This is a genomic window from Peteryoungia aggregata LMG 23059, assembly GCF_030814435.1.
Classification (GTDB): domain Bacteria; phylum Pseudomonadota; class Alphaproteobacteria; order Rhizobiales; family Rhizobiaceae; genus Allorhizobium; species Allorhizobium aggregatum.
Map to the genome: position 1 here is coordinate 451,806 of NZ_JAUSUW010000003.1, position 21,883 is coordinate 473,688.

The window sequence follows — 21,883 nt, forward strand, 5'->3', positions numbered from 1 at the left end:
GACATCCGTCGGTCTGACAAGTACCATTCCCTTACCTCACCGCGAACTCCTGGACGCCTGTCGGCGCGTCGTGGGAAACAGTAATGTGTTGACCGACCAACCGTCTACCGCAACTTACACAACCGATTGGACCGGAAAGTATCGCGGCGATGCGCTTGCGGTTGTGCGGCCGGCTGCGGCGGAGGAGGTGGCTCAAATCGTAACTCTTTGCGCCCAACAGGGGATCGCCATCGTTCCGCAAAGCGGCAACACCGGCATCTGCGGCGGGAGCGTACCGATCGATAGCCGGCCATCGATCATACTGTCCCTATCCCGCATGAACCGCGTCCGCGCCATTGACCGGGACGCCCGCACCGCCACGGTGGATGCCGGCGTCGTTCTCGAGGCCCTCCAGAACGCCGTCGAAGAGCATGACCTCATCTTTCCCCTGATGTTCGGTGCCCGTGGCAGCGCCATGATCGGCGGCAATCTGTCGACCAATGCCGGCGGATCGAATGTCGTGCGCTATGGCAATACACGTGATCTGTGCCTCGGTATCGAGGCGGTGCTCGCCGACGGAAGTATCCTCAACGGCCTGACCGGTCTTCGCAAGGACAATACCGGCTATGATCTCAAGAACCTGCTGATCGGCGCGGAAGGCACGCTCGGCATCATCACCGGCGCTGTCGTCAAGCTCTATCCGCAGCCAAAGGTTCGCGCCACCGCCTTTCTTTCGGTCGCCTCGCTTTCGGCAGCACTCGAGATACTCAACATCGTTCAGGACCGGCTGGGCAACACCGTCGAGGCCTTCGAATATGTGCCGCAGCCGGTCGTCGAGGTGATCCTGCGGCACTTTCCGCAGATCCGCGCGCCGTTGTCCGAACCTGCCAATGTCGGCATTCTGCTCGAGGTTGCGTCCAGCCGCACAGATGATGCGGCTGAGGCGAGCGACGGCGGCAAGGCATTGCAGGAAGGCCTGATTATGGCGCTTGCCGATCTGATGGAGAGCGGGCTCGTCCTGGACGCCATGTTCGCCACATCGGAAGGCCAGCGCAACGACCTGTGGAAGCTGCGCGAATCCGTCCTGGAATCGATCAATGCCGATGGCCCGGCCTATCATCTGGATGTGGCGCTGCCGCTGTCGCGCGTTGCCGACTTTGTCCGTATCATGGACGAGAAGGCTACAGAGCTTGGTTTTCGCCCGCTGACGATCGGCCATCTCGGCGACGGCAACCTGCATTATGCCCTGGCCGCCGCCGATCCAGCCAAGTGGGATGGCCTGCCGCTGGAAGCAATGAAGGAATTCGCCTTCGACCTTCTGGCGGAACTGAAAGGCTCCTTCAGCGCCGAGCACGGGATCGGCCAGAGCAAGGCCGAGCTTCTGAGGGCCCGCAAGGAGCCGTCGCAACTGGCCATGATGCGGGCGATCAAGCAGGCGCTCGACCCACAGAACATCATGAACCCGGGCAAGATGCTCGTCTGAGACTCAATATATCCTGCTCTGTTGCCCCGTCTCGCCGGCACCGACGCCACTCACAAACAAGACCGACCGGAGGCTGCACCTCCGGTCGGTCTTTCATTTTGCCCATGCGATGGCTTCAGGCCTTCCAGGCGATCATCGTCGCCTTGGCGCATTCGTTCATCACCGTCAGCGCCCGCAGCGTGGTCTCATTGCCGACAACGAAGGGATTATCGCCCCCCGTCTTCATCTGTGCCAACTTGGCCACGGCGCCATCATAGAGATCGTGGTTAGAGATGAAGACCGAAACCGCCTGCTCTTTCGCCAGCGTCCGCACGCGCTCGGTGGCGTCGATATAGGTCTGCAGCCGCTCGATGCGGTCATCCCGCCGGGCGAAGTTGAAAGCCGTTCCGCCCCAGAGCATGGCGCGATGGGTCTTGTCAGCGTCCTTGACGCCGAAGACCAGTGTAATCGTGCCGGGGGTATGGCCGGGGGTCACGAGAATATCGATCTTTGTGTCACCGAGGGTGACAACGCTGCCGTCTTCAACCGAAACATCCCGAACCGGTGGGCGGCCCCAATCCGGCGTATCGAAGTCCAGTGCGGTCTCCAGCATCTTCCAGTCGGGCTCGCCCATCACAATGCTGCATCCATACTGGTTCTTCAGGTAGTTGGCGCCACCGTAGTGATCGCCATGACCGTGGGTAATGATGATTGTCTTGATGGAAGACGGATCGAGGCCGACCTTCTGAAGACCCTCGATGACAATGGACTGCGCCTCCGCATCATTATCCATGGCGTCGATCAGGATGATGCCATCGGATGTGGTGATCGCCCAGCAGCTGACCCAGCTATTGCCGACGAAATAGAGATTGTCGAAGACCTTGCCCGGCTCGGGTGTCGGCAGAGCCATCAGCTCCTGGGGGGACACCGGCGGCAGGCCGGAGATGGGGGCTGCCTGATCGGCAAGACGCAGATAGGTGACGAGATCACTGCCTGCGGCCTGCTTGGCCGCATCCAGGTGCGCCTCCATTTCGCTGGTCGTCGCAAAGGCGCTCGGCAGGTCGGCCGCGAGGACGGCGCAGCATGCACACATCGCTTTCAGGAATTGTCGGCGAGACGCCGTGACTTCTTCAGCCAAGAAAGATGATTTTGGATTCCTGCGGCCTAAAAACATGGTTTTCTCCTATCGTCTTGGTTGAAATGAGATCTTCGCCGCTGTTCCTGCCATTGCTGTCATACCGGCGGCGCCGGGTGGATGAACGGCCAGGGCGAGGTATCGCTGCCTGTGGGTACGGGCACTTCGATCAGCGCCGGCGCATTGGAGGCAAGGGCTGTGACGATCGCGGCCTCAAGGCTCTCCCGCGTATCCACCCGGACGGATTCGACACCGAAGCTCTGGCCCAGCGCGACGAAATCTGGATTGACGAGGTCGGCACCCAGCAGCCGGTTTCCATAGACCTGTTGCTGGTCGCGTCGCACATTACCATAGGCATTGTTGTTGAACACGACAGCAACGACATTGATGCCGAATTGCCGCGCTGTTGCCAGTTCCTGCACGCCGAACAGGAAGCCTCCATCGCCGGAGACGGAAACGACCGCCTTGTCGGGATGCGCCACCTTGACGCCCAGCGCCGTGTTGAAGCCGAAACCGAGATTGTCCTGATAACCGCAGGTCACATACTGGCGCGGCTCATAGACCGGAAAGCACATGCGGGCGGTGAAACCCACCTGCGAGACTTCCTCAACAAAGAAGCCGTCGCGCGGCAGCGCGCGGCGAATGGCCTTCAGATAGCCCTCCTGCGGCTGCACGGTCGCCAGCGCTTCCTCAGCCTCATGCTTCAGCGCGCGATATTCACCCGTGCGGCTTTCGCGCTTGGCAAGCTTGGGTTCCAGCGCTGTGATGAGGGCTTCGAGCCCGGCCTTGGAATCCGTCACCAGCCCGAGATCCGGCTTCAGGCGCACCATTTCGGTCGGATCGATATCCATCCGCAGCACCTTCAGCCCCTTGGGGAACCAGCGCCAGCGAAAATACTGAAGCTCCAGCCGGCTGCCGATGCCGATCAGGAGATCGCATTGCGGCCAAAATTTCCAGGCGGCCGGCGGCATCATCGCCAAATCATTGTCATCGCTGACAATGCCCTTGCCGCTGCGATGGGCGGTCACCGGCGCCTGCAGCAGTTCAGCCAGCCGCAGAACCTCGGCACTTGCATCGATCGCGCCGGAACCGACCATGATCAGCGGGTTTTTGGCGCCGGCGATCATCTGCGCGGCCTTTTCCACCAGATCCGGATCCGGACGCGGCGGCGCCAGAGGTTCGGCGGCAACAGGCTCATCCGCCTCAATGCTCATGCCGAACACATCCCAGGGCGCTTCCACGCCGACGGGACGTTTGCGCCCGGAATGCATGACGGAAAACGCCTGGCGCATCACCTCGCTTGCCTCGCTGGGGTGATTGATCCGCTCGGCCCATTTCGTCAGGCCGCGCAGCGTGCCCAGATGATCAGGCAGTTCATGCAACTGGCCGCGACCCTGGCCGATGAGATGTGACATGATATTGCCGGTGACGCAAAGCACCGGCGCATTGCCGCCGTAAGCCGTGCAGAGGGCCGCGCCAGAATTCAGAAGCCCCGGCCCCGGCACGACCGTATAGACACCCGTGCGACCGGTGGATTTGGCATAGCCATAGGCCATATAGCCGGCGCCCTGCTCATGCCGGGTGTGGATGAAGCGGATCTTGTCACCCTCGCGTGCCAGCGCATCGTTGAAATCATACATATGCGCGCCGGGGATGCCGAACACGGTATCCACACCATTGGCAATCAACGACCTGGCCATCAGGTCTCCGGTTGTCAGTCTGGCCATGATATCTCCTTGCCCTACAATCGGGCGCTTACTTTGCAATGCTGAGGATCTGGACGCTGGTATATTCCTTCAAACCTTCCGATCCGAATTCAACGCCGATGCCCGACTGCTTGACGCCGCCCATCGGCACGGTCGGGTTCAGCACGCCGTGTCGGTTGACCCAGCGCGTGCCGGCTTCCAGACGCTTTGCCACGGCTGCTGCCTGCGCGGGATCATTACCCCACACACTGGCGCCAAGCCCAACCTCCAGCCCGTTGGCAGCCGTGATGGCCTCTTCGAGATCATGATAGCGGATGAGCGGGATAACCGGCCCGAACTGCTCCTCGGCAACAATGCGCATATCTGGCGTGGCATCCGCTATCACCGTCAGCGGGTAGATGTAGCCGGGACCAACGCTCGGCATGCCTCCGGTCAGGATACGGGCGCCTTTTTCCCGCGCATCCTCCACCAGGGCGCAGACCTTGTCATATTGCATGCGATTGGACAGCGGGCCGATCAGCGTGCTGGGGTCTGCGCCGTTGCCGACGGGAATGCTTGAGACATAGGCGGCAAGAGCGCTTGCCACCGCGTCGTAATCGTCGTCATGCACATAGAGGCGTTTCAAGCAGGAGCAGGTCTGCCCGGCATTGATGAAAATGCCCCAGAACAGCGGATCCATCAGCTTTGAGATGTCCGTGCCAGGTAGGATAATGCCTGCGTCATTGCCGCCAAGTTCCAGCGTCAGGCGCTTCAGCGTCGCGCCGGCGCGCTCCATGATGCGACGGCCAGTGGCTGTGGACCCGGTAAAGGCGATCTTGGCGATATCGGGATGGCTGGAAATGCGGTCACCGACATCCGCATCACCGGTCACGACATTCAGCACGCCCGGCGGCAGGATGCCCGCCTCGTGGATCAACTGCACAAGCCTGAGCGTCGAGAGCGGTGTAAAGGGCGATGGCTTCATCACCACGGTGCAGCCGGAACGGAGAGCCGGCATGATGTGCCAGATGGCAATCATCAGCGGCCAGTTCCACGGCGTGATCGAGGCCACCACGCCAAGCGGCACGCGGTGGAGTTCCACGCGCTCCTCGACCGTATCGATCAGGGCTTCCACCGGCAGATCGAGCGCCTGCGTCACGCGCGTCCAGGCGACGCAACCACCAAGCTCGAACGGCGCGCCGGGGCCTGATTGCGGCTTGCCCTGTTCGGCCGTCACGAGAGCGGCAAGCTCGGCGCTATTGGCCTCGATCAGATCGGCAAGCCGCCCGAGCGCGTCCCTGCGTGCCTCATCGGCAAGGCCGGACCAGAGGGGAAACGCCGCCTTGGCCGCCGAAACTGCGGCATCGACATCTTCAGGCGTGCCCAGCGGGCATGCGGCGAGAACTGCGCCGGTTGCCGGATTGATCACATCAAAGCTCTGGGCCGTCGAGACCGGCTTTCCGGCAATGTAGAGGTGATAGGTCATGGTCATTCTCCCAAAATAGACGGGCGGCATTGGGCAGACAGGTCAAAAACCGGTGCCAGTTACCGCAGAGCAAAAAGCGAGACGACGACCGCCGAGGCGAGACGCCGGCCATTGCCTATGAAGAGGGTGCGATTGACCCAGCGGTAGCGGTCATCGCCGGTTTCCAGCCGCGCCTGCGTTCGCATGTAGTAGGATGATGGATCGACGGCCTCGCCACGCGCCAATGCTGCAAGCACCTCCGGCGGGCCATGGCGATAGCCGTAATTGCGGATCTCGATCACCGCTCCGTCATGGGTTTCCAGCCCGTAGCGCGTGTCGAGTTCCGACAGACCATCCGCCCAACCGGTCTGCCAGTCGGCACCAATGCCAAGCACATGGCCGTTGAGCAGAGGCCCCTCGAATTGTCCGCCGACAACAGGCACGATCCGCCGCATGCCATCACGCCCCCGGCCCATCTCGCGGATGGGGCCGAGTTCGACGGTGAGATCGCAGGCATGCTCCAGGACAGGCGGCGGATTGTGCATCATTGGCACGTCCTCACCGCATCATCATCGGCAGGAACAGAACGATGGCGGGGAAAGCCAGGAACAGGAACACCCGCAGCACATCTGCCAGAATGAACGGCAGGATACCGAAGATCATCTGTCTCTGACTGACCTGTGGTGCGACACTTTGAACGACGAATAGGTTCATGCCGATCGGCGGCGTGATCAGCCCGATTTCAGCGACGGAAACGATGATGATTCCAAACCAGATAGGATCATAGCCGAGACCAATGACAATCGGATAGACGATCGGGATGGTCAGCAGGATCATGGACAGCGAATCCATGAAGCAGCCGAGGATCAGATAGAAGACGATGATCATGATCATGATCACCGTTGGAGGTAGGCCGGAATGGCTGATCCAGTCGCCGATCAGCGTGGCAAGGCCTGTGCCTTCGATGAAGAAGTTGAAGAGTGCTGCCCCGATCAAGATCATGAACATCATGGCCGAGGTCTTGGCTGTCTCAAGCGAGGCATCGATCATGCTGTTGCGCGAGGTTTTCATCAGGGCGGCCAGAACGACCGCCGAGAACGCCCCGACGGCAGCGGCTTCCGTGGCGGAGAAGAACCCGGAATAGAGCCCGCCGATGACAATGACAAAAAGCGAGATGGCAGCCATGACCGATTTATCGAGCTTGGCCTTGGGCCCATCCTTGCCGTTGCCACGCGGAGCAAGCTCCGGATTTATCCTGACGGCAATGACCACAGCGGCGATATAGAGGAAGGTCGCCAGAAGGCCGGGAATCAGGGCTGCGGCAAACAGTTGGCCAATCGAATTCTCCGTCAGCAATGCGTAGATGACCATCAGTACGGATGGCGGAATGAGAACGCCCAGCGTGCCTGCCGCAGCCACCGACGCGCCGGCCAGGCTCGGTCTGTAGCCGGCACGAATCATTTCCGGAACGGCGATACGCCCCATCGTGGCCGCCGTTGCCAAAGATGAACCACAGATGGCTCCAAATATGGCGCAGGCACCGACCGATGCCATGGCAAGCCCACCGCGGAACTGCCCGAAAACCCGGTTCATCGCACCGAACAGGCTCGACGACAGGCCCGCATGGGAGGAGAACACGCCCATCGCGACGAATAGCGGAATGACGGAGAGACTATACGGGAAGACGGCCTCGAAAGGAGCCGTGCTGAGAACGTAGATCGCTCCATCCGTGCCGTTAATCAGCGCAAATCCGGCCACACCGGTGATGGCCATGGCCACGCTCACCGGGACACCGGCAAAAGTAAGCAACATCGCGCAAAGGAAACCGAGAAGCCCAATGACAGGAGCGTTCATTCGACACCTCCCGGACCGGGAATGGGCTGCATCAGTGCGTCGGCGATATTGACACCAATTGCCAGTGTGGAGCCCGACATCCCCAGTGCGAAAGGCGACCAGTAGAACCACATCGGAAGTCCGATATTCATGGAGATGTCGCTGCTGGCCAGCATCTCCAGTGTGGATATGCAGGTGTAGAAAGCCAACAGCCCGCAGAATACCAGCGTCAGAATCAGTGCTGCGATCGCCAGCAACCGTTCGCCCAGCGGCGGGAGCAATGCCGATACCAGATCGAGCGTCACATGCGCGTTGACGCGGAATGCGTAAGGCATGGCGAGAAAGGCACCGGACATGATGAAGAGCTGAACATAGTCTACAGCGCCCAAAATGCCGCTGGCCAATTGGCGCAGGACCACGTCGGCAACTGTAATGCAGGCGGCAACAGCAAACGAGCCGGCACCAGCGAGAGCGAGATATCGGAAGACGGGATCAAACATTCTCATGGGAGAGTTTCTTTACTGGAACGGAGGTGGGGCGGCACGGGCCTGATCCGTGCCGCCGGCGACCATTACTTCCGCGCGAGATATTCCGCTTCGTATTGCGGCACGAGCTGCTGCGCCCGCTGGTAGACCTCCTCGGCATTGGCGAAGCCGTCGGTCTTCAGTGAAGCAAGATAGCTGACAATGACCGGCTTCATCGCCTCCTGCCAGGCGGCCTGTGCCGCAGCATCCGGCTCGATGATCTCGTTGCCCGCGGCCTTGGTCTGCTCCAGGCCAGGCTGATCCCACTTGGCCCAGTAGTCACCGGCCTTTTTTACCAGCGGCTCGTAGGAGGCCTCATCAACGCATTTGCGTTGCGCATCGCTGAGAGACTTGTACTTGTTTTCGTTCATGGCAAACCAGAAGGATGCCGCATTGAGCTTCAGATCGGAGGAGTAGTCCAGCACTTCCGCCAGCTTGAAGCCGGCAACACCTTCCCAGGGAAAGATCGTGCCTTCAGCCGTACCCTTGGAGATCGCCTCATAGGTTTCACCCGGCGGCAAACCAACAGGCACAGCACCCAGTTCCTGCAGCATGAGGGCGGCAGCGGGCGACGGAGAACGGATGCGCATGCCCTTCAGATCTTCCGGCAGCCGGACCGCCTTGCCCTTGGTATGGACAAGGCCTGCAGCATGGGCATGTAGCGCCAGCACCTGCAGACCCTCATAGGGTTTCGAAATCGCTCCTTCCTTGAAGAGAGTCCAGAGCGTCATCGAATTGGCGTAGGCGCTTTTCGACAGAAGTGGGGTGTCGATGATGGTCGCCTGGGTGAACCGGTTGCGCGGCAGATGATTGAGACCATGACCCAGATCGATCAGCCCTGCCCGCAAGGCATCTTCAAGCTTGGTCACATTGCCGAGCTGCGTGCCGGCCGTATAATATTCAAAGGTGATCTCACCGCCGGAGCATTTGGTGACCTGGTCGGCCCAACCTAGGGCAAAATCCTGATGCGGCCCGGAATTAGCGCCCCAGAAATGGGCGAATTTGAGTGTCACCGGCTCGGCTTGAGCGACGCTAGCGGCCATCAGCATCGTGGCGGCAACCACACTGGAAATGATCTTCATTGTCTTCCTCCCTGTTGAAACTGAGTATCCATCCCGGCTTCCGGCATTTCAGCCCCTCCTCCGGCAGCAGAATGCCTTGCCTCTCTCAGACTCAAACTCTGACAACTACCATGTTACATGTCAAGATTTTCATCTTGCCGCCTGTCGTCAGGGCCCGACGATAAGGCTGCAGGCCATGTTTTACCTGTCAGGCTCGGAGGCTTCGGGCTGCTCTGGGACCAAACCTTGGACCGCCGGAAGCTGGAGTTTTCCGGCTCTGATCACAATGGCTGGCTGGTTGCGCCACCGGGATTATGTAGGGCGATCGGGACGTTATATCCGATTGCCGAGTGAGGACGTTCCTCATTGTAGTACCTGCGCCAAGTCTCCAATTTTTCGCGGGAATCCGCAAGGGTCAGGAACCAATGAGCGTTCAGGCACTCCGACCGCAGCTTCCTGTTGAACGCCTCGATGAAGCCATTGTCGGTCGGCTTTCCAGGTCGTGAGAAGTCCAGGGTGACGTTGTTGGCCTAGGCCCAGAGGTCGAGGTCGAGGTCGAGGTCGAGGTCGAGGTCGAGGTCGAGGTCGAGGTCGAGGTCGAGGTCGAGGTCACGGGAGATGAACTCACTGCCATTGTCCACCCTTATCGTTTTGGGATAGCCGGTCTTCCGGCAGATACCTTCCAGGGTCTGGACGACATCCTCGCCCCGGTAGGTGAAGCGTGCGTCGGCGGCCGGGCAGTAACGCGAGTGCGTGTCGACCACGGTCAGAATGCGCAGCTTCTTGCCAGTCGCGAGCTGGTCGTGGACAAAGTCCCCTTCTCGGCGTTTGCCAGCAAACGCCTGCCAGGGCAGGGCATAGCCCAGACATCGTTCGGCCCGACAGCATCCTGGCGATCGTCTCTGAGCTTTGCCTTAACCCGGCGCTTGGGATGCTTGTTGCGCAGTTGAAGCCCTAACTCGCTGTAAATCCTGTGTGTCTTCTTCATGTTGACCTTCCAACCATCTCGTCGCAAATGCACATGGACGCGGCGGTAGCCATACCGCACGCGTGTCTCGCAAATCTCTTTGATGCGTCGTTCGAGTGGGCCCTGTCCGGTGCGGCGGGATTTGTAGTGGTAGATCGATGTATCGAACCTCAGGACCTTGCAGGCCCGTCGGATTGATGTGCCCCAATCCACCAGCATCCCGTCGATCAGCTTGCGCTTTCGGACAGGCCTCAGAGCTTTCAGCGGATGACGTCCTGGAGCATCTCGCGGTCCAGCGTCAGATCGGCAACGATCTTCTTCAGCCTGGAGTTCTCATCCTCCAGAGCCTTCAATCGACGCACCTCGTCGGGCAGCAGACCCGCATACCTATTGCGCCAGTTGAAATACGCCGCCTGGCTGATCCCCGCCTTCCGGCAAATCTCCGCCACCGGCACACCGTCATCGCCCTGCTTCAAAATGAACGCCTTCTGGGCGTCTGAGAACTTCGATGCCTTCATGCTTCCGCTCCTTTTCATAGCCGGAAAGTTGTCGCGGAAAACTCCAGTTATGAACGGTCCAGTTTTTGGGGATCAGAGCACAGGGCGAAAACGACCGGTTTCTTTCCGGTTCGTCGCAGGTATCCGATATCCTAGGCCGAGAACGGTCCCTCCCAAACACCGCCGCGGTCGGGACCTGTGCCTGTATTGCCATGGAGGCTGATCGACGCTTGAGAGCCCTGAACGCTCGCTCGCTCGCTCGCTGCAAGGCATCTAGGTTCGCCTGCAAAACGCCAAGCTTTCCGGGGACGGGCTTCTCAAGAAGGTCGACCTGCTCCCAGGTAGAGATCGTCAGTGTATCATCGAGCCAGAATTAATCAGCGAAGCGTGCCAGTTCTTTGTGCAAGATGTTGCGTGGCGCTTGCTGGAACAATCCGCAAGGTTTTCCGGCACGTTCCAAGTACCAGCTTATCGAGGTCAAAGCTCGCTCGGCATGGCTGGCACTGATCCCCTCGACAAGAACGTTCGTTTGCTAGGCGCCGGCATCAGGTTTTACGCAAGCTCAACCCGAAGAAGGTGATGAATGCTTCAAGACGCTGGATAGATCGTCAGTATGGGCCGGCGGCATCTGGTTGCCAACTGATTTGCTCTCCCGGCGAGCCAACGGTGAAAGGTCGGGCGCAACCCGACCTTTCATTCATAGTCGGATGCAAAAGCTCTACATCTTCTTGTAGCAATCGTTTTCATGCTTGGCCATGGACACGATCGTCCAGACGCACAGCCCAGCCCCGATAAGGCTCAGCAGCATGAGGATACCCGGGCTGTTGGCAAAGGTGAAATAGGCTTCGGCACCTTCCCAGGTCGTGATCGGCGCTGTGTTCATCACAATGATCCTTCTTCTGTGTTTTCTCTTCAAGCTGGATTATTCGGCAGGCGATGGCGATACCATGTCAGCGGAGAAGGCCGGGATGGCGCTTTCCGGATAGGCTCGGGCCGGGACTTCCGCCTTGTCAAGGCCTGTGACTTCGGCAGCTTCGGCAACGCGCAGCAAACCGAACATCTTCAGGACATAGGACAGTGCGTAGCCCGGAATGAACCCGAGAAGCAGGAACACCATCGCACTGGCAAACTGCCCGAAGAAGGATACCGGTGGTGCCCCCTCGATGACATTCGGATAGCCGGATGCGAAAATGCCGGCGGCCAACAGGCCCCAAAGACCACCGAAGCCGTGGACTGCAACCGCGCCGACGGCGTCGTCGATCTTGAAACGCTCCACGAGAATGGTGTTGATCTTCGGCATGACACAACCGCCTGCGAAGGATATCAGAAAGGCTAGGCCCGGATAATAGAGTTCCAGTCCAGACGCCGACGAGATGACGCCGATCAGCGCACCCGACATCATCCAGAAGGGATCACGGGTCACGAGATACGAGCCGATCATTCCGCCTGCAACAGCCATGAGCGTGTTGAACCCGAATGCCGAAAGGGTGGTGGGCGTGTTATAGATCGTCGTCCAGCCGCCGCCAGTGTAGATGATGCAGCCGCCAAGAAAGCCGAAGAAACCCATCACAATGAGCATGAGACCGATCAGCGACATCGGCATGTTATGCCCGACGATGGGGTTGATGGTGCCATCCTTGTTGTAGCGGCCGAGGCGCGGACCCAGATTTATCAGCACGCCCAGCGTGAAGAAGCCGGCAATCATATGCACACATCCGGCAGCACCGGTGTCATGCAGACCAAAGGTTGCCGTCAACCAACCGCCCGGATGCCAGCCCCAGGCCGCACCGAGGATCCAGACCACGGAGCCTAGGAAGACAGCGAGAATGGCAAAGCCCGAAATGCGGATTCGCTCGATGACCGAACCCGACATGATCGATGCGGTGGTCGCCGCAAACAAGGTGAAGGCCGCATAAAAAATGCCGGAGGCCTGGTCCGACAGGTTCGGCCCCATATTGGCCGCCCATGGCAGACCAGCATTACCCGCCTCGCTGTAGGTCAAGCCGCCCGGGAACGAGAGATAGATCCACCAGCCGACATAAAAGAAGGTCGGCACGAGGAATGCGAAAGCGATCAGGTTCTTCATGCCGGAGGCCAGCGCATTCTTGGCACGCGATGCCCCCATTTCATAGGCGAGGAAGCCGGCGTGGATGGCGATCATCAACGCCGTGCACCACCAGTAGAATATTTCAGTATTCATCAGCGTCGCCGTACCAAGTGCCTTTTCGAGCACTTCCACACGCGTTGTCATGTCGACAAGTTGTTGTTCCATTTCACCAGTCTCCGGTTTCAGAGCTCCCCATTTGGTTCCTTAAAGTAAAAAATAATTCTTGGTGTGAAACAAGATGAAAGATTTAGGCAGGTGTACGATTTAATTTTCATGGAAAATCAATGACTGAGCTGAAGCAATTTCTTGAATGATCAAGTTTCGCGCATCGATGGTGATTTTTTGATCTGCCTTTTTGACATTTCATGGACCTCAGAAAGGCCTTCCAGATCTTCTTCCCAGTGTTTAATCACCGCCGGGACAGCGTTCAAAATTGAGGCCCCCGATAAACTTTTATTCCCCCTGGGCAAGCTCGGCTTTACAGAGGGCAAGGGCGTGGTGGATGATTGGCCTCTGCGCGTCGTTGAACCCGCATCTTTTATGGGTGATCTCATGCCGGAACCAATTGTTACCCGCACTTCGCCCGACCGGCCGCGCGCCAGTTCGGTATTGCAGCCGGGCCTTTGGCAGGGCGGGCCAGGAATGGAGCGATACCGCGTCAAAGGGCGAGGCTCGCTGGTTGTTCCGGTCAAGGCCGGCGATCGAATAGCGGTTTGCGACACCGAAGGGGCCCAGGCCTGCGAGTTGTCGTTCATTGACACGAATGGGCGCTTCAATGACGCGGGGCTTGACGTTGCCTCGGACGGGACGGCAGAGGGGCTAAAGGCACTGGTTGCAGAGGGCGGCGAAGGAGCAAGTCGAACGCTCGCAGCGTTTCGCAGGCGCGGTATCGATCTGGCCGTTGCCCGGTCCCTTGGCCTGTTCGGCCAGTCGTCGACCGCTGGAGCCAAGGCCGAATTCACCATGGCTCTTGATGGGCTCTTGGTGGTGGCAGCGCCGGGCAGGCCCATGCATGTTGCAAGCGCAGACACCGCAACACCCATCGAACTGCGCGTCAAGCGAGCGAATGTCGGGCGCTCCTACATGGAAATGCTTCCCGAACCGTTGGCCGATCCCTTGCAGGAGATCCGTATCCGCGCGGCAACGGCATCAGCTTATTTTGTGCGGGCCGGAGAATTCATTCAGCTGATCGACGTCTCCGGCCGGCAATGCACCGATTTTCAAGCTTTTTCGGCCCGCAAGGTGGACAGGGGTCTCGACCTCGCGCTGGATTCGACGATCACACGCACGCTGCTGGGGAGAAGCTATCCTGCACCAGGCCTGCCGTCCAAGGCTTTCGACAGGGACATAGAGCCGCTGGTGGAAATCGTGCAGGATACGGTCGGCCGCCACGACGCCTTCGCCACAGCCTGCAACGCCCGCTACTACGACGACATGGGCTATCCCGGCCATGTCAACTGCACGGACAATTTCAACAAGGCTCTTGCTCCTTATGGCATACCAGGACGCAAGGGGTGGGAGGCGATCAACTTCTTCTACAACACCCATGTCGACCAGCAGAACCAGATCCACATGGACGAGCCATGGTCTCGGCCAGGTGACTACGTTCTAATGCGGGCACTGACCGATCTAGTCTGTGTGTCGTCCTCCTGCCCAGACGATATCGATGCCGCCAATGGCTGGGACCCGACCGACATTCATCTTCGCACCTATTCCGGTGCGGAATCCTTCTCCAGAGCCGTGGCGATCCGCATGACACCAGAGTCTGCCCCCGTACCGACGCAGGAAACCGCGTTTCATCCGCGTTTCGCCGAAAAGACGCGCAACTTCACGGAGTATAGGGGCTTCTGGCTGCCGGCGAGCTTTCGCGACGGTGCGATTGGAGAATACTGGGCCTGCCGCGAGCGTGCGGTGGTCATGGACCTCTCGGCTCTGCGCAAGTTCGAGATCACCGGCCCTGATGCCGAAGCGCTGCTGCAATGGTGCCTGACACGCGATATCCGCAAGCTTTCCAACGGGCAGGTCGTCTACAGTGCCATGTGCTACGAGAGCGGCGGCATGATCGACGACGGCACCTTGTACAGGCTGGGGCAGAACAATTTTCGCTGGGTTGGCGGTGACGATGCAAGCGGCCTTTGGCTGCGCGAGCAGGCGGAAAGGGCGGGCTTCAGAGCCTGGGTGCGTTCATCGACGGACCAGATGCACAATATCGCGGTACAGGGTCCTGGAAGCCGCAACATCCTAAAGGACATAATCTGGACAGCGCCTCAGCAGTCCAGCCTAGGCGAACTCGACTGGTTCCGCTTCTGCATCGGGCGGATCGGCCATTTCGAAGGGCCTCCTGTTGTTGTCTCGCGCACCGGCTATACGGGCGAGCTCGGCTATGAGATCTTCTGCCATCCGAAGGACGCGCTCGCAGTATTCGACGCGGTAATGAAGGCTGGTGAACCGTATGGATTGACGCCGATGGGCCTGGAGGCACTCGACATGGTGCGGATCGAGGCCGGACTGGTGTTTGCCGGATACGACTTCAACGACCAGATCGACCCTTTCGAAGCCGGCATTGGATTTACCGTGCCGTTGAAAAGCAAGGCCGACGACTTCATTGGCCGCGAGGCGCTGATCGAACGCAAGCAGACCCCCCGGCACAGGCTTGTGGGCCTTGCGATCGAAGCCAATGATGCCATCGGTCATGGAGACCCCGTGTTCGTTGGACGTGCACAGGTCGGCGTGGTGACAAGCGCCACACGCTCCCCCATCCTCAAGCGCAATATAGCTTTGGCTCGCCTCGACGTGCATCATGCGGCACTCGGTTCAACTGTGGAGATCGGCAAACTGGACGGCCACCAGAAACGCCTTCCCGCAAGCGTGACTGATCTTGCCCAGTATGATCCCGGCAAGACGCGACCGCGCGGTTAAAGCGCAAAGCGAAACCGCAGCTTTCACAGCGCCCCTTCTTCCGTTCGCTACGGGGCATTGCAGAGCGTGCAGGAAATCGCGCGGCATGGGCGAAAAATCGATGAACGATCTTCAAACGATACCGTCAGTTCTTCAGATATTCTTCCAACGTATCGTCCATGGCCTGAAGCCAGGGCGTGTGGTGCTTGGGGGCCATGGTGCCGGTCATCAATGAGCGATGCGCTTGGTCGCGAAAGCCCATGATGCTCTGGCTCTTGTAATGCTCCCACTCCATGAAGGTGCGGTTGGTGCCCTCAATGTCGAATTTCGGGTAATCGGTCAGCGCTAGGAGATCGAGCACATAGTCGCCTTGGAACCAGATGGCCTGCTCGGCATCCTCCAACGCCTCCTCTCGGGAGCGCCACGCATCGAAATCCGCCTTCATTGCGGCTGCGCTCGGCAAGGAGAGACGTCCCATCATGACGTCGCGCGCGTACCAGGCCTGCACGTCGAACATGTTGAAGGTGTAGAACTGGTCCTGCATGCCGATATAGAAAAGGCGGTGGTTCCCCTCGAAGACCACGCCTTTGTAGAGACTGTCACTCCACAGGCGGTTGGCGGTTTTCAGCCGCAGCTCATCAGGCAGGAACGGAAAGTGATGGAGGTAGCCGGTGCACAAGATCAGTGCATCCACTTCTTTCGTTGAGCCATCGGCAAAATGCGCGGTCTTGTTCACGAGCTTCTGCAGCAGCGGGCGCTCCTCGAAGCGCTCTGGCCATTTGAAACCCATTGGTCGCGAGCGATAGCTGGTCGTGACCGATTTTGCGCCATATTTCCAGCATTGCGAGCCAATGTCCTCAGCGGAATAACTGCGACCGACAATCAGCACGTCCTTGTCCTTGAATTCAAGCGCATCGCGGAAATCATGGGCGTGCAGGACGCGACCGCCAAAGGTATCAACGCCTGGGAAGGATGGAACGTTCGGTGTGGAAAAATGACCGGAAGCGACAACGACATGGTCGAACACCTCGCTATACATCCTGTCATTGACGCGATCATGCGCCGTCACGTTGAAGGTTTGCCGTTCCTGGTCGAACGTCACCATGCGCACCGGCGTCGAAAACCGCACCCAATCACGCAGGCCCGCCTTCTCGACACGGCCCTTGATGTAGTCAAACAGGACTGCACGCGGCGGATAGGAAGCGATCGGTTTGCCGAAATGTTCCTCGAAGGTGTAGTCGGCGAATTCAAGACATTCCTTCGGGCCATTGGACCAGAGATAACGGTACATGCTGCCATGCACAGCCTCACCATATTCATCCAGGCCCGTTCGCCAGGTGTAGTTCCACAGGCCGCCCCAGTCTGCCTGCTTCTCGAAGCAGACAACCTCCGGGATCTCCGCTCCCTTGGCCTTGGCCGAGTGGAAGGCTCTCAACTGCGCAAGGCCAGAGGGGCCTGCCCCGATCACCGCTACTCTGGTCATGATGCATCCCTCTTTTCTGGTGTGTCTTCTCGGCGCCTCTCAGTGCGCCTGCCCTAATCGGGAAAGATGCCGGGACTGGTCGGTGCGCCGTCGTCATATCTGGCGAGATAATCGATGGTCGTCTGCCGGTAGCGCGTCAGTCCCTTATAATCGACGATTTCCGGCGGCAATGATGTCAGCACGCGGGGCAAACGGCGCGCCCATTTCGGAATTGTGACCAGTTCATCCATGCTGATCAGATAACAGCGGATGATGAACAGGATCGCGTTCGAGCGCGGCAGACGCCAAAGGCTTTGCATTTCGACCCGAAGATGCACCTTGCGGCCGACATTGTCCGGCGTCACGGTGGTGCGATCCCTTCCCCATTTCGGGTAGTTTTCAGGACTGGTGTCGAGACGCGGATTGATGGTCATCGTCCAGTTGAGCCGGCGCGTGGGCTTTGCCTGCTGCAGGTTCAGAAGGAACTTCAGCGCACGTTCAAACACCCCGATCTGGTGGGCCAGAGGCACGGGCCCGTGCCACTCCATGAAATTCATGCCGATATCGAAATCGAGCGACCAATCGGCCTGGGTGGTGACCATGCCGGCATCCATCCAGAGATTGTTGTCGCGCTGATCGACAATGCAGAAGTCCCCCTGCGACTGCCGCGTGATGTATTCCATCGGCCCGTATGGCAACGTGCCAGGCTCGCCAAAGGTAAAGGTATCATCGATCTCGAGTGGCCGATTGATCCAACGCCAGCAGTCACCGGTCTTTTCCAACGTGAAATGTTCCGGATAATCGCGCGCCTTGTGCTCCATGAGCAGTTCCAGCACGTCCCACTGCGCTGTCATCATGTGGGGCAGGGCCTGACAGCGCAGCGGGTCCTCCTTCAGCACCAATGCCCGGTCGCGCATCTCCGAGACATAGTGCTCGTCGACATCGATCAGTTTTTCAAAGACGGTGCCCGTCTGGCCCGGCACATGCGGCTCCATGTTGACCGAATACATGTATTCGTCACGGTCGAAGGGAAAGGGGAAGCGCCGAATGTTTTGAGGGCTGTTGCGGTAGGTGAAATCGTCGCGGAACGTCTCGTGCCGGAAGGTGATGGTCATGCCCACAATCCTCTTAGAGATTGACAACGAGTTGCTGTCCCTTCAGCCGGGACACGCAGATCATAATCTTCTTGCCGGAGGCCTTTTCCGCCTCGCTCAGATAGATGTCATTGTGCTCGATCATGCCATCAGCCGAGAGCACCGCGGTTTCGCATTGGCCACACGCGCCACCGCGACACATATAGGGCGCCTGGCAGCCGGCAGCCTCCACCGCCTCAAGGATGCTCTGATGCTCGCCAACAATCAGATGGATATCTGATCTCGCAAGCCGCAGCTGGAACGGCTGGCCGGTCGGCGGGGCCATGAAGCGTTCGAAATGCAGGTTCTCATCCGGCCAACCGGCTTGCTGAGCGGCCTGTTGCACGCTGTCGATCATCCCGCTTGGACCGCAGATATAGAGATGCGTACCGAGCGACTGTTTGTCGAGCAGAGCTGTGATGGGGACCTGACTTGCCTCGTCATCGCAGTAGATCTTGACCTTGCGCATCCCATATCGCCCCAGAAGTTCATGCCAATAGGCACCGTGGGCGCGCGAGCGGATCGCATAATGCAGTTCGAATGCAATATTTTCCGCAGTGAACTGCTCCATCATCGCAAGGAAGGGCGTGACACCGATGCCGCCGGCAATCAGCAGATGCTTGCGCGCCCTCCGATCGGCAGCAAAAAGATTGACCGGCTGACTGATCGTCAGAATGTCACCGGGCTTCACCTGCTCATGCAGGAACGCCGAACCACCGCGTGACTGCGGTACGCGCAATACGCTGATCTCGTAGCCAGATGTGTCGTTGGGTGGGGACATCAGAGAATAGGGATTTCGGCGCAGCACGCCGCCATCATCCATCGACACCACCACATGGGCGCCACCCGAAAACACTGGCAAAGCAGCACCGTCCGGACGTTCAAAGCGAAAGCGCTTTACGGCTTCGGCGACGGGCGTAACAGCCGCCACCCGAACTTGCATATCCGTATTCAGCGTCACGGGAAAATCTCCTCAGCTTGCGGTGCTTTTCCCGGCTCCTCCGCATCGACATTGACACCCTGAAATGCTCCGATGCGCCGTGAATAGTGATCGCGGACGAGAAGCGTCAGGCCGCAATGGGAGCAGACATAGAGACTGGTGGTGACGGCTTCGGTGATGCCCTTGCAATGCACGCACTGAACGCGGCGAGCAAGCGACCCCCGATGCTCTGTGCGGATCGATTTGAAGTCGATGCCAAAATCGAGCGCCACCTGCATTGTTTGGCCGATAAATCCCTCGGTGCCTGCGAGATAGAGTCGGGTTCCCATTCGCGCCTGCACAAGATTTGCTTTCAGCCGTACCAACAGCGGGGCGATGGTCGGCGCCACCCAGACGGTGTCAGCCCCGAGACCTGACAGGCGGGCTGCATGATCGTCAGATGCTGACGCGCCCGCCACATAGAGGATCTCGGCGAATTCAAGGAAACCATCCCCGACTGTCGCCAGCTGGTCGATCAGCGCCTGAGCGCCCTCCGCCTCCAGCACGAAGAGATGCCGTTTCGCATGGGGATCGATGACCAAGCCTGTATATTGCGGCCTGCTCTTGATGCCTGCAACCAGCATGCCGCGTCCCCTCAATCCTGAACCGTACGTTTTTTCTTTTCCGGATCGTCGAATGTAATCGTGTGGGCAATGGCCGGCGCATTCACCGTCTTGCCGCGCACCTCCACCTTCGCGCCCTGGATGGCATAGGGCACATCGATCCGCACGATCGCCATGGAGCGCCTGTTCAGCTTCGAATAGGAAGTGCAGGTAATCACGCCGACCTTGCGGCCACCTGCCCAGATCTCGTCACCAGGATCACACGGCCCGTCGGCTTCGACGAGAAGCCCGAAGATCTTGAACCGTTCCTTGCCTTTGAGGCGCGCATGCTCCTCCGCCCCGCGAAAACCCGTTTTGCCGGGGCTGACCGTGAAGTCGAGGCCCAGCTCCCACAAGCTATCGCCCGCCGGCTGGTCGGCAAACGGATACATCTGCGAATTGTCGTAAGGATAAAACAGCAGACTGCTCTCGACGCGCAACATATCAAGCACCGAGAAACACACGGGAATGATGCCGAGCGAGGCACCTTCGGAAAGGATCGTGTCCCAGACGAGAACGGCATCCTGTGCACGCACAAAAATCTCGTAGCCGCGCTCGCCTGTATAACCGGTGCGCGAAATCATCACCGCTGCGCCGAACAGCGTCGTTTGCATGTGATGGAAGTATTTCAGCTGACGGATGCCCGGCACGTGCTTTTCGAGGAAATCAACCGCGACCGGCCCCTGAAGCGAAAGGTTGTGCAGATCGTCGTCGAACAACACCGCAACATTGCGCCCGGCGGCTTGCTTGACGACCTCCTCGTGGCCAGTTCCAGAGCCATGGACAAGAAGCCAGCTGTTAGGGCCAGTGCGGTAGATCAGGCAGTCATCGGTAAAATGGCCGCGCTCGTTGAGCATACAGGCATAGACCGACTTCCCGGGATAGACCTTGGTAAGGTCTCGCGTCGTGATGGCATCGAGAACGGCGATGGCATGCGGCCCGACCAGATGCACCTTCTTCAGGCCGGACACATCCATCAAGCCGGCCCGGGTGCGGACCGCGACATGTTCCTGATAGATATCCTTGTCATAAGTCCAGGCGGTCCCCATGCCGCTCCAGTCCTCAAGCTTGGAGCCGAGCGCACGATGCCGGTCGCCGAGTGCAGAAAAACGCCAACTGAGAGCCATGCCATGCTCCTTCATATTTCACTATGTGGAAATAATTATTCCCAAGTATATGCATGTTTTTAAATCGGGCAAGGGAGCTCCGCAGAAAATTGCCGAAATTCCAGCCTTCGAAGAGATGTGCCCAAATTGCAGGCATGGGGTGGGGCGGCGGCAGGTTGGCACGGCCTGACCGCTCTTCACCAGTCACACACTTCTGCGCGCGCCAGCTGTATGCGGGTCCGCCGGCTGCCACCTGAACAAGCGCCTGCGCAAGGGTATGCGGATCACGCTCTGCTGCATTCTCTGATCGTTGTTGCAAACTTGCTCGCGCAGGGCATCGCCGGGCAGACTCCTGCATGCCCTCCAGGTCGGCACCTTGTCAGCTTCATCAGGATCACCGCTAGGCACTGCCAACCCATCTGGCGGTCGCGGCAAGCTGCATGACTTGAAACCCGTCACCAGGTGCCGATCTTGATCTGGCCGAATTCAGCGCTCACCTTCTAGTGCGGCCCGGCCAGCCGGGAACCGAAACAGGCTGCTGGCCAGGGACTTGTCGACATCAGCAAAACCCTCGTCGCCAAGGATAAGGGGTTCGTCGACGGCTATCGCATCCCTGAGCGGTCCCTACCCCGCACAGCGGAAACCCGCACTCAAGACATGCCGACCGCGCCCGGATCAAAGCCGCGCTTTGCGCGATATCCGGGAAAGACAATGAAGAACATCGGAGGCGTCAGCATCGCGACGGCGGCCAGGCCGTGATGCCGGGAATTCTCGTCACACCATGGCCGGAAAAAGGGACGCCGCAGGAGCCTGAGCATAGCGACCCAGGGGGGGGCAGGCGGGACCGACCTCCCCCGGCCATGGCGTTCCGCCCGAAGGCGCGCCAGTGAGAATGAATAGCCCCGAGATCTGTAGACGCCTTCTTTCCTAATTTTGCGGCAGGAAGAGCATCATGAGCAAATCGAATTTCACCGAAGAGTTTAAGCGC

Annotated in this window: 16 protein-coding genes and 1 pseudogene; 2 read left to right on the forward strand and 15 right to left on the reverse strand. The window is 59.3% G+C overall.

What is annotated here, in order from left to right; genetic code table 11:
* Positions 1-85: 85 nt before the first annotated feature.
* Entirely contained in the window at positions 86-1,462 is a 1,377-nt protein-coding gene (locus J2045_RS07375; protein ID WP_307371084.1) for an FAD-binding oxidoreductase, read from the forward strand.
* Between the two features lie 115 nt (positions 1,463-1,577).
* Here J2045_RS07375 and J2045_RS07380 read toward each other — a convergent pair whose 3' ends face one another.
* The 10 genes and pseudogenes from J2045_RS07380 to J2045_RS07425 all read right to left on the reverse strand — a co-directional run bounded on the left by J2045_RS07380 (position 1,578) and on the right by J2045_RS07425 (position 12,880).
* Positions 1,578-2,579, reverse strand: coding sequence for an MBL fold metallo-hydrolase (locus tag J2045_RS07380; RefSeq protein WP_307371086.1), 1,002 nt, complete (start codon positions 2,577-2,579; stop codon positions 1,578-1,580).
* Between the two features lie 95 nt (positions 2,580-2,674).
* On the reverse strand, positions 2,675-4,306 hold the full coding sequence (locus J2045_RS07385) for a thiamine pyrophosphate-dependent enzyme (protein ID WP_307371178.1): 1,632 nt from the start codon (positions 4,304-4,306) through the stop codon (positions 2,675-2,677).
* A 25-nt stretch (positions 4,307-4,331) separates the two neighbouring features.
* Positions 4,332-5,747, reverse strand: a complete 1,416-nt coding sequence (locus J2045_RS07390; RefSeq protein ID WP_307371088.1) for an aldehyde dehydrogenase family protein — start codon at positions 5,745-5,747, stop codon at positions 4,332-4,334.
* A gap of 59 nt (positions 5,748-5,806) precedes the next feature.
* Positions 5,807-6,274: a DUF3237 domain-containing protein gene (locus J2045_RS07395; protein ID WP_307371091.1), complete on the reverse strand. Its 468-nt coding sequence runs from the start codon at positions 6,272-6,274 to the stop codon at positions 5,807-5,809.
* 10 nt (positions 6,275-6,284) lie between these two features.
* A complete protein-coding gene (locus tag J2045_RS07400) occupies positions 6,285-7,580 on the reverse strand; it encodes a TRAP transporter large permease (protein ID WP_307371093.1) in 1,296 nt (431 codons plus the stop codon).
* Entirely contained in the window at positions 7,577-8,059 is a 483-nt protein-coding gene (locus tag J2045_RS07405; RefSeq protein WP_307371095.1) for a TRAP transporter small permease, read from the reverse strand. Before J2045_RS07405 ends, J2045_RS07400 begins: the two co-directional genes overlap by 4 nt.
* 71 nt (positions 8,060-8,130) lie before the next feature.
* The gene (locus J2045_RS07410; RefSeq protein ID WP_307371097.1) at positions 8,131-9,165 is read right to left on the reverse strand and encodes a TRAP transporter substrate-binding protein; all 1,035 of its coding nucleotides are present in this window, start codon (positions 9,163-9,165) and stop codon (positions 8,131-8,133) included.
* A 260-nt stretch (positions 9,166-9,425) separates the two neighbouring features.
* A pseudogene (locus tag J2045_RS07415) lies at positions 9,426-10,629 on the reverse strand (IS3 family transposase).
* 697 nt (positions 10,630-11,326) lie between these two features.
* On the reverse strand, positions 11,327-11,491 hold the full coding sequence (locus J2045_RS07420; RefSeq protein WP_307371099.1) for a hypothetical protein: 165 nt from the start codon (positions 11,489-11,491) through the stop codon (positions 11,327-11,329).
* 39 nt (positions 11,492-11,530) lie between these two features.
* Positions 11,531-12,880 carry an ammonium transporter gene (locus J2045_RS07425; protein WP_307371101.1) on the reverse strand — a complete coding sequence of 450 codons (1,350 nt, stop codon included), beginning with the start codon at positions 12,878-12,880 and terminating at the stop codon, positions 11,531-11,533.
* A 375-nt stretch (positions 12,881-13,255) separates the two neighbouring features.
* Here J2045_RS07425 and J2045_RS07430 point away from each other — a divergent pair, with 375 nt between their 5' ends.
* Complete coding sequence (locus J2045_RS07430) at positions 13,256-15,634, forward strand: trimethylamine N-oxide demethylase (RefSeq protein WP_370873022.1); 2,379 nt, start codon at positions 13,256-13,258, stop codon at positions 15,632-15,634.
* Positions 15,635-15,758: 124 nt separating this feature from the next.
* On the opposite strand, the gene J2045_RS07435 is transcribed toward J2045_RS07430, so the two are convergent.
* Genes J2045_RS07435 through J2045_RS07455 form a run of 5 tightly spaced genes read right to left on the reverse strand, consistent with a single transcriptional unit; the run spans position 15,759 to position 20,916 of the window.
* Complete coding sequence (locus tag J2045_RS07435; protein ID WP_307371107.1) at positions 15,759-17,096, reverse strand: trimethylamine monooxygenase; 1,338 nt, start codon at positions 17,094-17,096, stop codon at positions 15,759-15,761.
* 53 nt (positions 17,097-17,149) lie between these two features.
* Positions 17,150-18,190 carry a heme-dependent oxidative N-demethylase family protein gene (locus tag J2045_RS07440; RefSeq protein WP_307371109.1) on the reverse strand — a complete coding sequence of 347 codons (1,041 nt, stop codon included), beginning with the start codon at positions 18,188-18,190 and terminating at the stop codon, positions 17,150-17,152.
* 13 nt (positions 18,191-18,203) lie between these two features.
* Positions 18,204-19,169, reverse strand: a complete 966-nt coding sequence (locus J2045_RS07445; RefSeq protein WP_307371111.1) for a PDR/VanB family oxidoreductase — start codon at positions 19,167-19,169, stop codon at positions 18,204-18,206.
* Positions 19,166-19,771, reverse strand: a complete 606-nt coding sequence (locus J2045_RS07450) for a dimethylamine monooxygenase subunit DmmA family protein (RefSeq protein WP_307371114.1) — start codon at positions 19,769-19,771, stop codon at positions 19,166-19,168. The genes J2045_RS07445 and J2045_RS07450 overlap by 4 nt, the downstream gene beginning before the upstream one ends.
* Positions 19,772-19,782: 11 nt before the next feature.
* Complete coding sequence (locus tag J2045_RS07455; RefSeq protein ID WP_307371116.1) at positions 19,783-20,916, reverse strand: aminomethyl transferase family protein; 1,134 nt, start codon at positions 20,914-20,916, stop codon at positions 19,783-19,785.
* Positions 20,917-21,883 lie beyond the last annotated feature (967 nt).

Excerpts from the sequence above, each read along its gene's own strand:
- J2045_RS07420 (WP_307371099.1), bottom strand. The coding sequence starts at position 11,491 with ATGAACACAGCGCCGATCACGACCTGGGAAGGTGCCGAAGCCTATTTC.
- J2045_RS07435 (WP_307371107.1), bottom strand. The coding sequence starts at position 17,096 with ATGACCAGAGTAGCGGTGATCGGGGCAGGCCCCTCTGGCCTTGCGCAG.
- J2045_RS07410 (WP_307371097.1), bottom strand. The coding sequence starts at position 9,165 with ATGAAGATCATTTCCAGTGTGGTTGCCGCCACGATGCTGATGGCCGCT.
- J2045_RS07425 (WP_307371101.1), bottom strand. The coding sequence starts at position 12,880 with ATGGAACAACAACTTGTCGACATGACAACGCGTGTGGAAGTGCTCGAA.
- J2045_RS07395 (WP_307371091.1), bottom strand. The coding sequence starts at position 6,274 with ATGATGCACAATCCGCCGCCTGTCCTGGAGCATGCCTGCGATCTCACC.
- J2045_RS07455 (WP_307371116.1), bottom strand. The coding sequence starts at position 20,916 with ATGGCTCTCAGTTGGCGTTTTTCTGCACTCGGCGACCGGCATCGTGCG.
- J2045_RS07390 (WP_307371088.1), bottom strand. The coding sequence starts at position 5,747 with ATGACCTATCACCTCTACATTGCCGGAAAGCCGGTCTCGACGGCCCAG.
- J2045_RS07450 (WP_307371114.1), bottom strand. The coding sequence starts at position 19,771 with ATGCTGGTTGCAGGCATCAAGAGCAGGCCGCAATATACAGGCTTGGTC.
- J2045_RS07400 (WP_307371093.1), bottom strand. The coding sequence starts at position 7,580 with ATGAACGCTCCTGTCATTGGGCTTCTCGGTTTCCTTTGCGCGATGTTG.
- J2045_RS07430 (WP_370873022.1), top strand. The coding sequence starts at position 13,256 with ATGGGTGATCTCATGCCGGAACCAATTGTTACCCGCACTTCGCCCGAC.
- J2045_RS07405 (WP_307371095.1), bottom strand. The coding sequence starts at position 8,059 with ATGTTTGATCCCGTCTTCCGATATCTCGCTCTCGCTGGTGCCGGCTCG.
- J2045_RS07440 (WP_307371109.1), bottom strand. The coding sequence starts at position 18,190 with ATGACCATCACCTTCCGGCACGAGACGTTCCGCGACGATTTCACCTAC.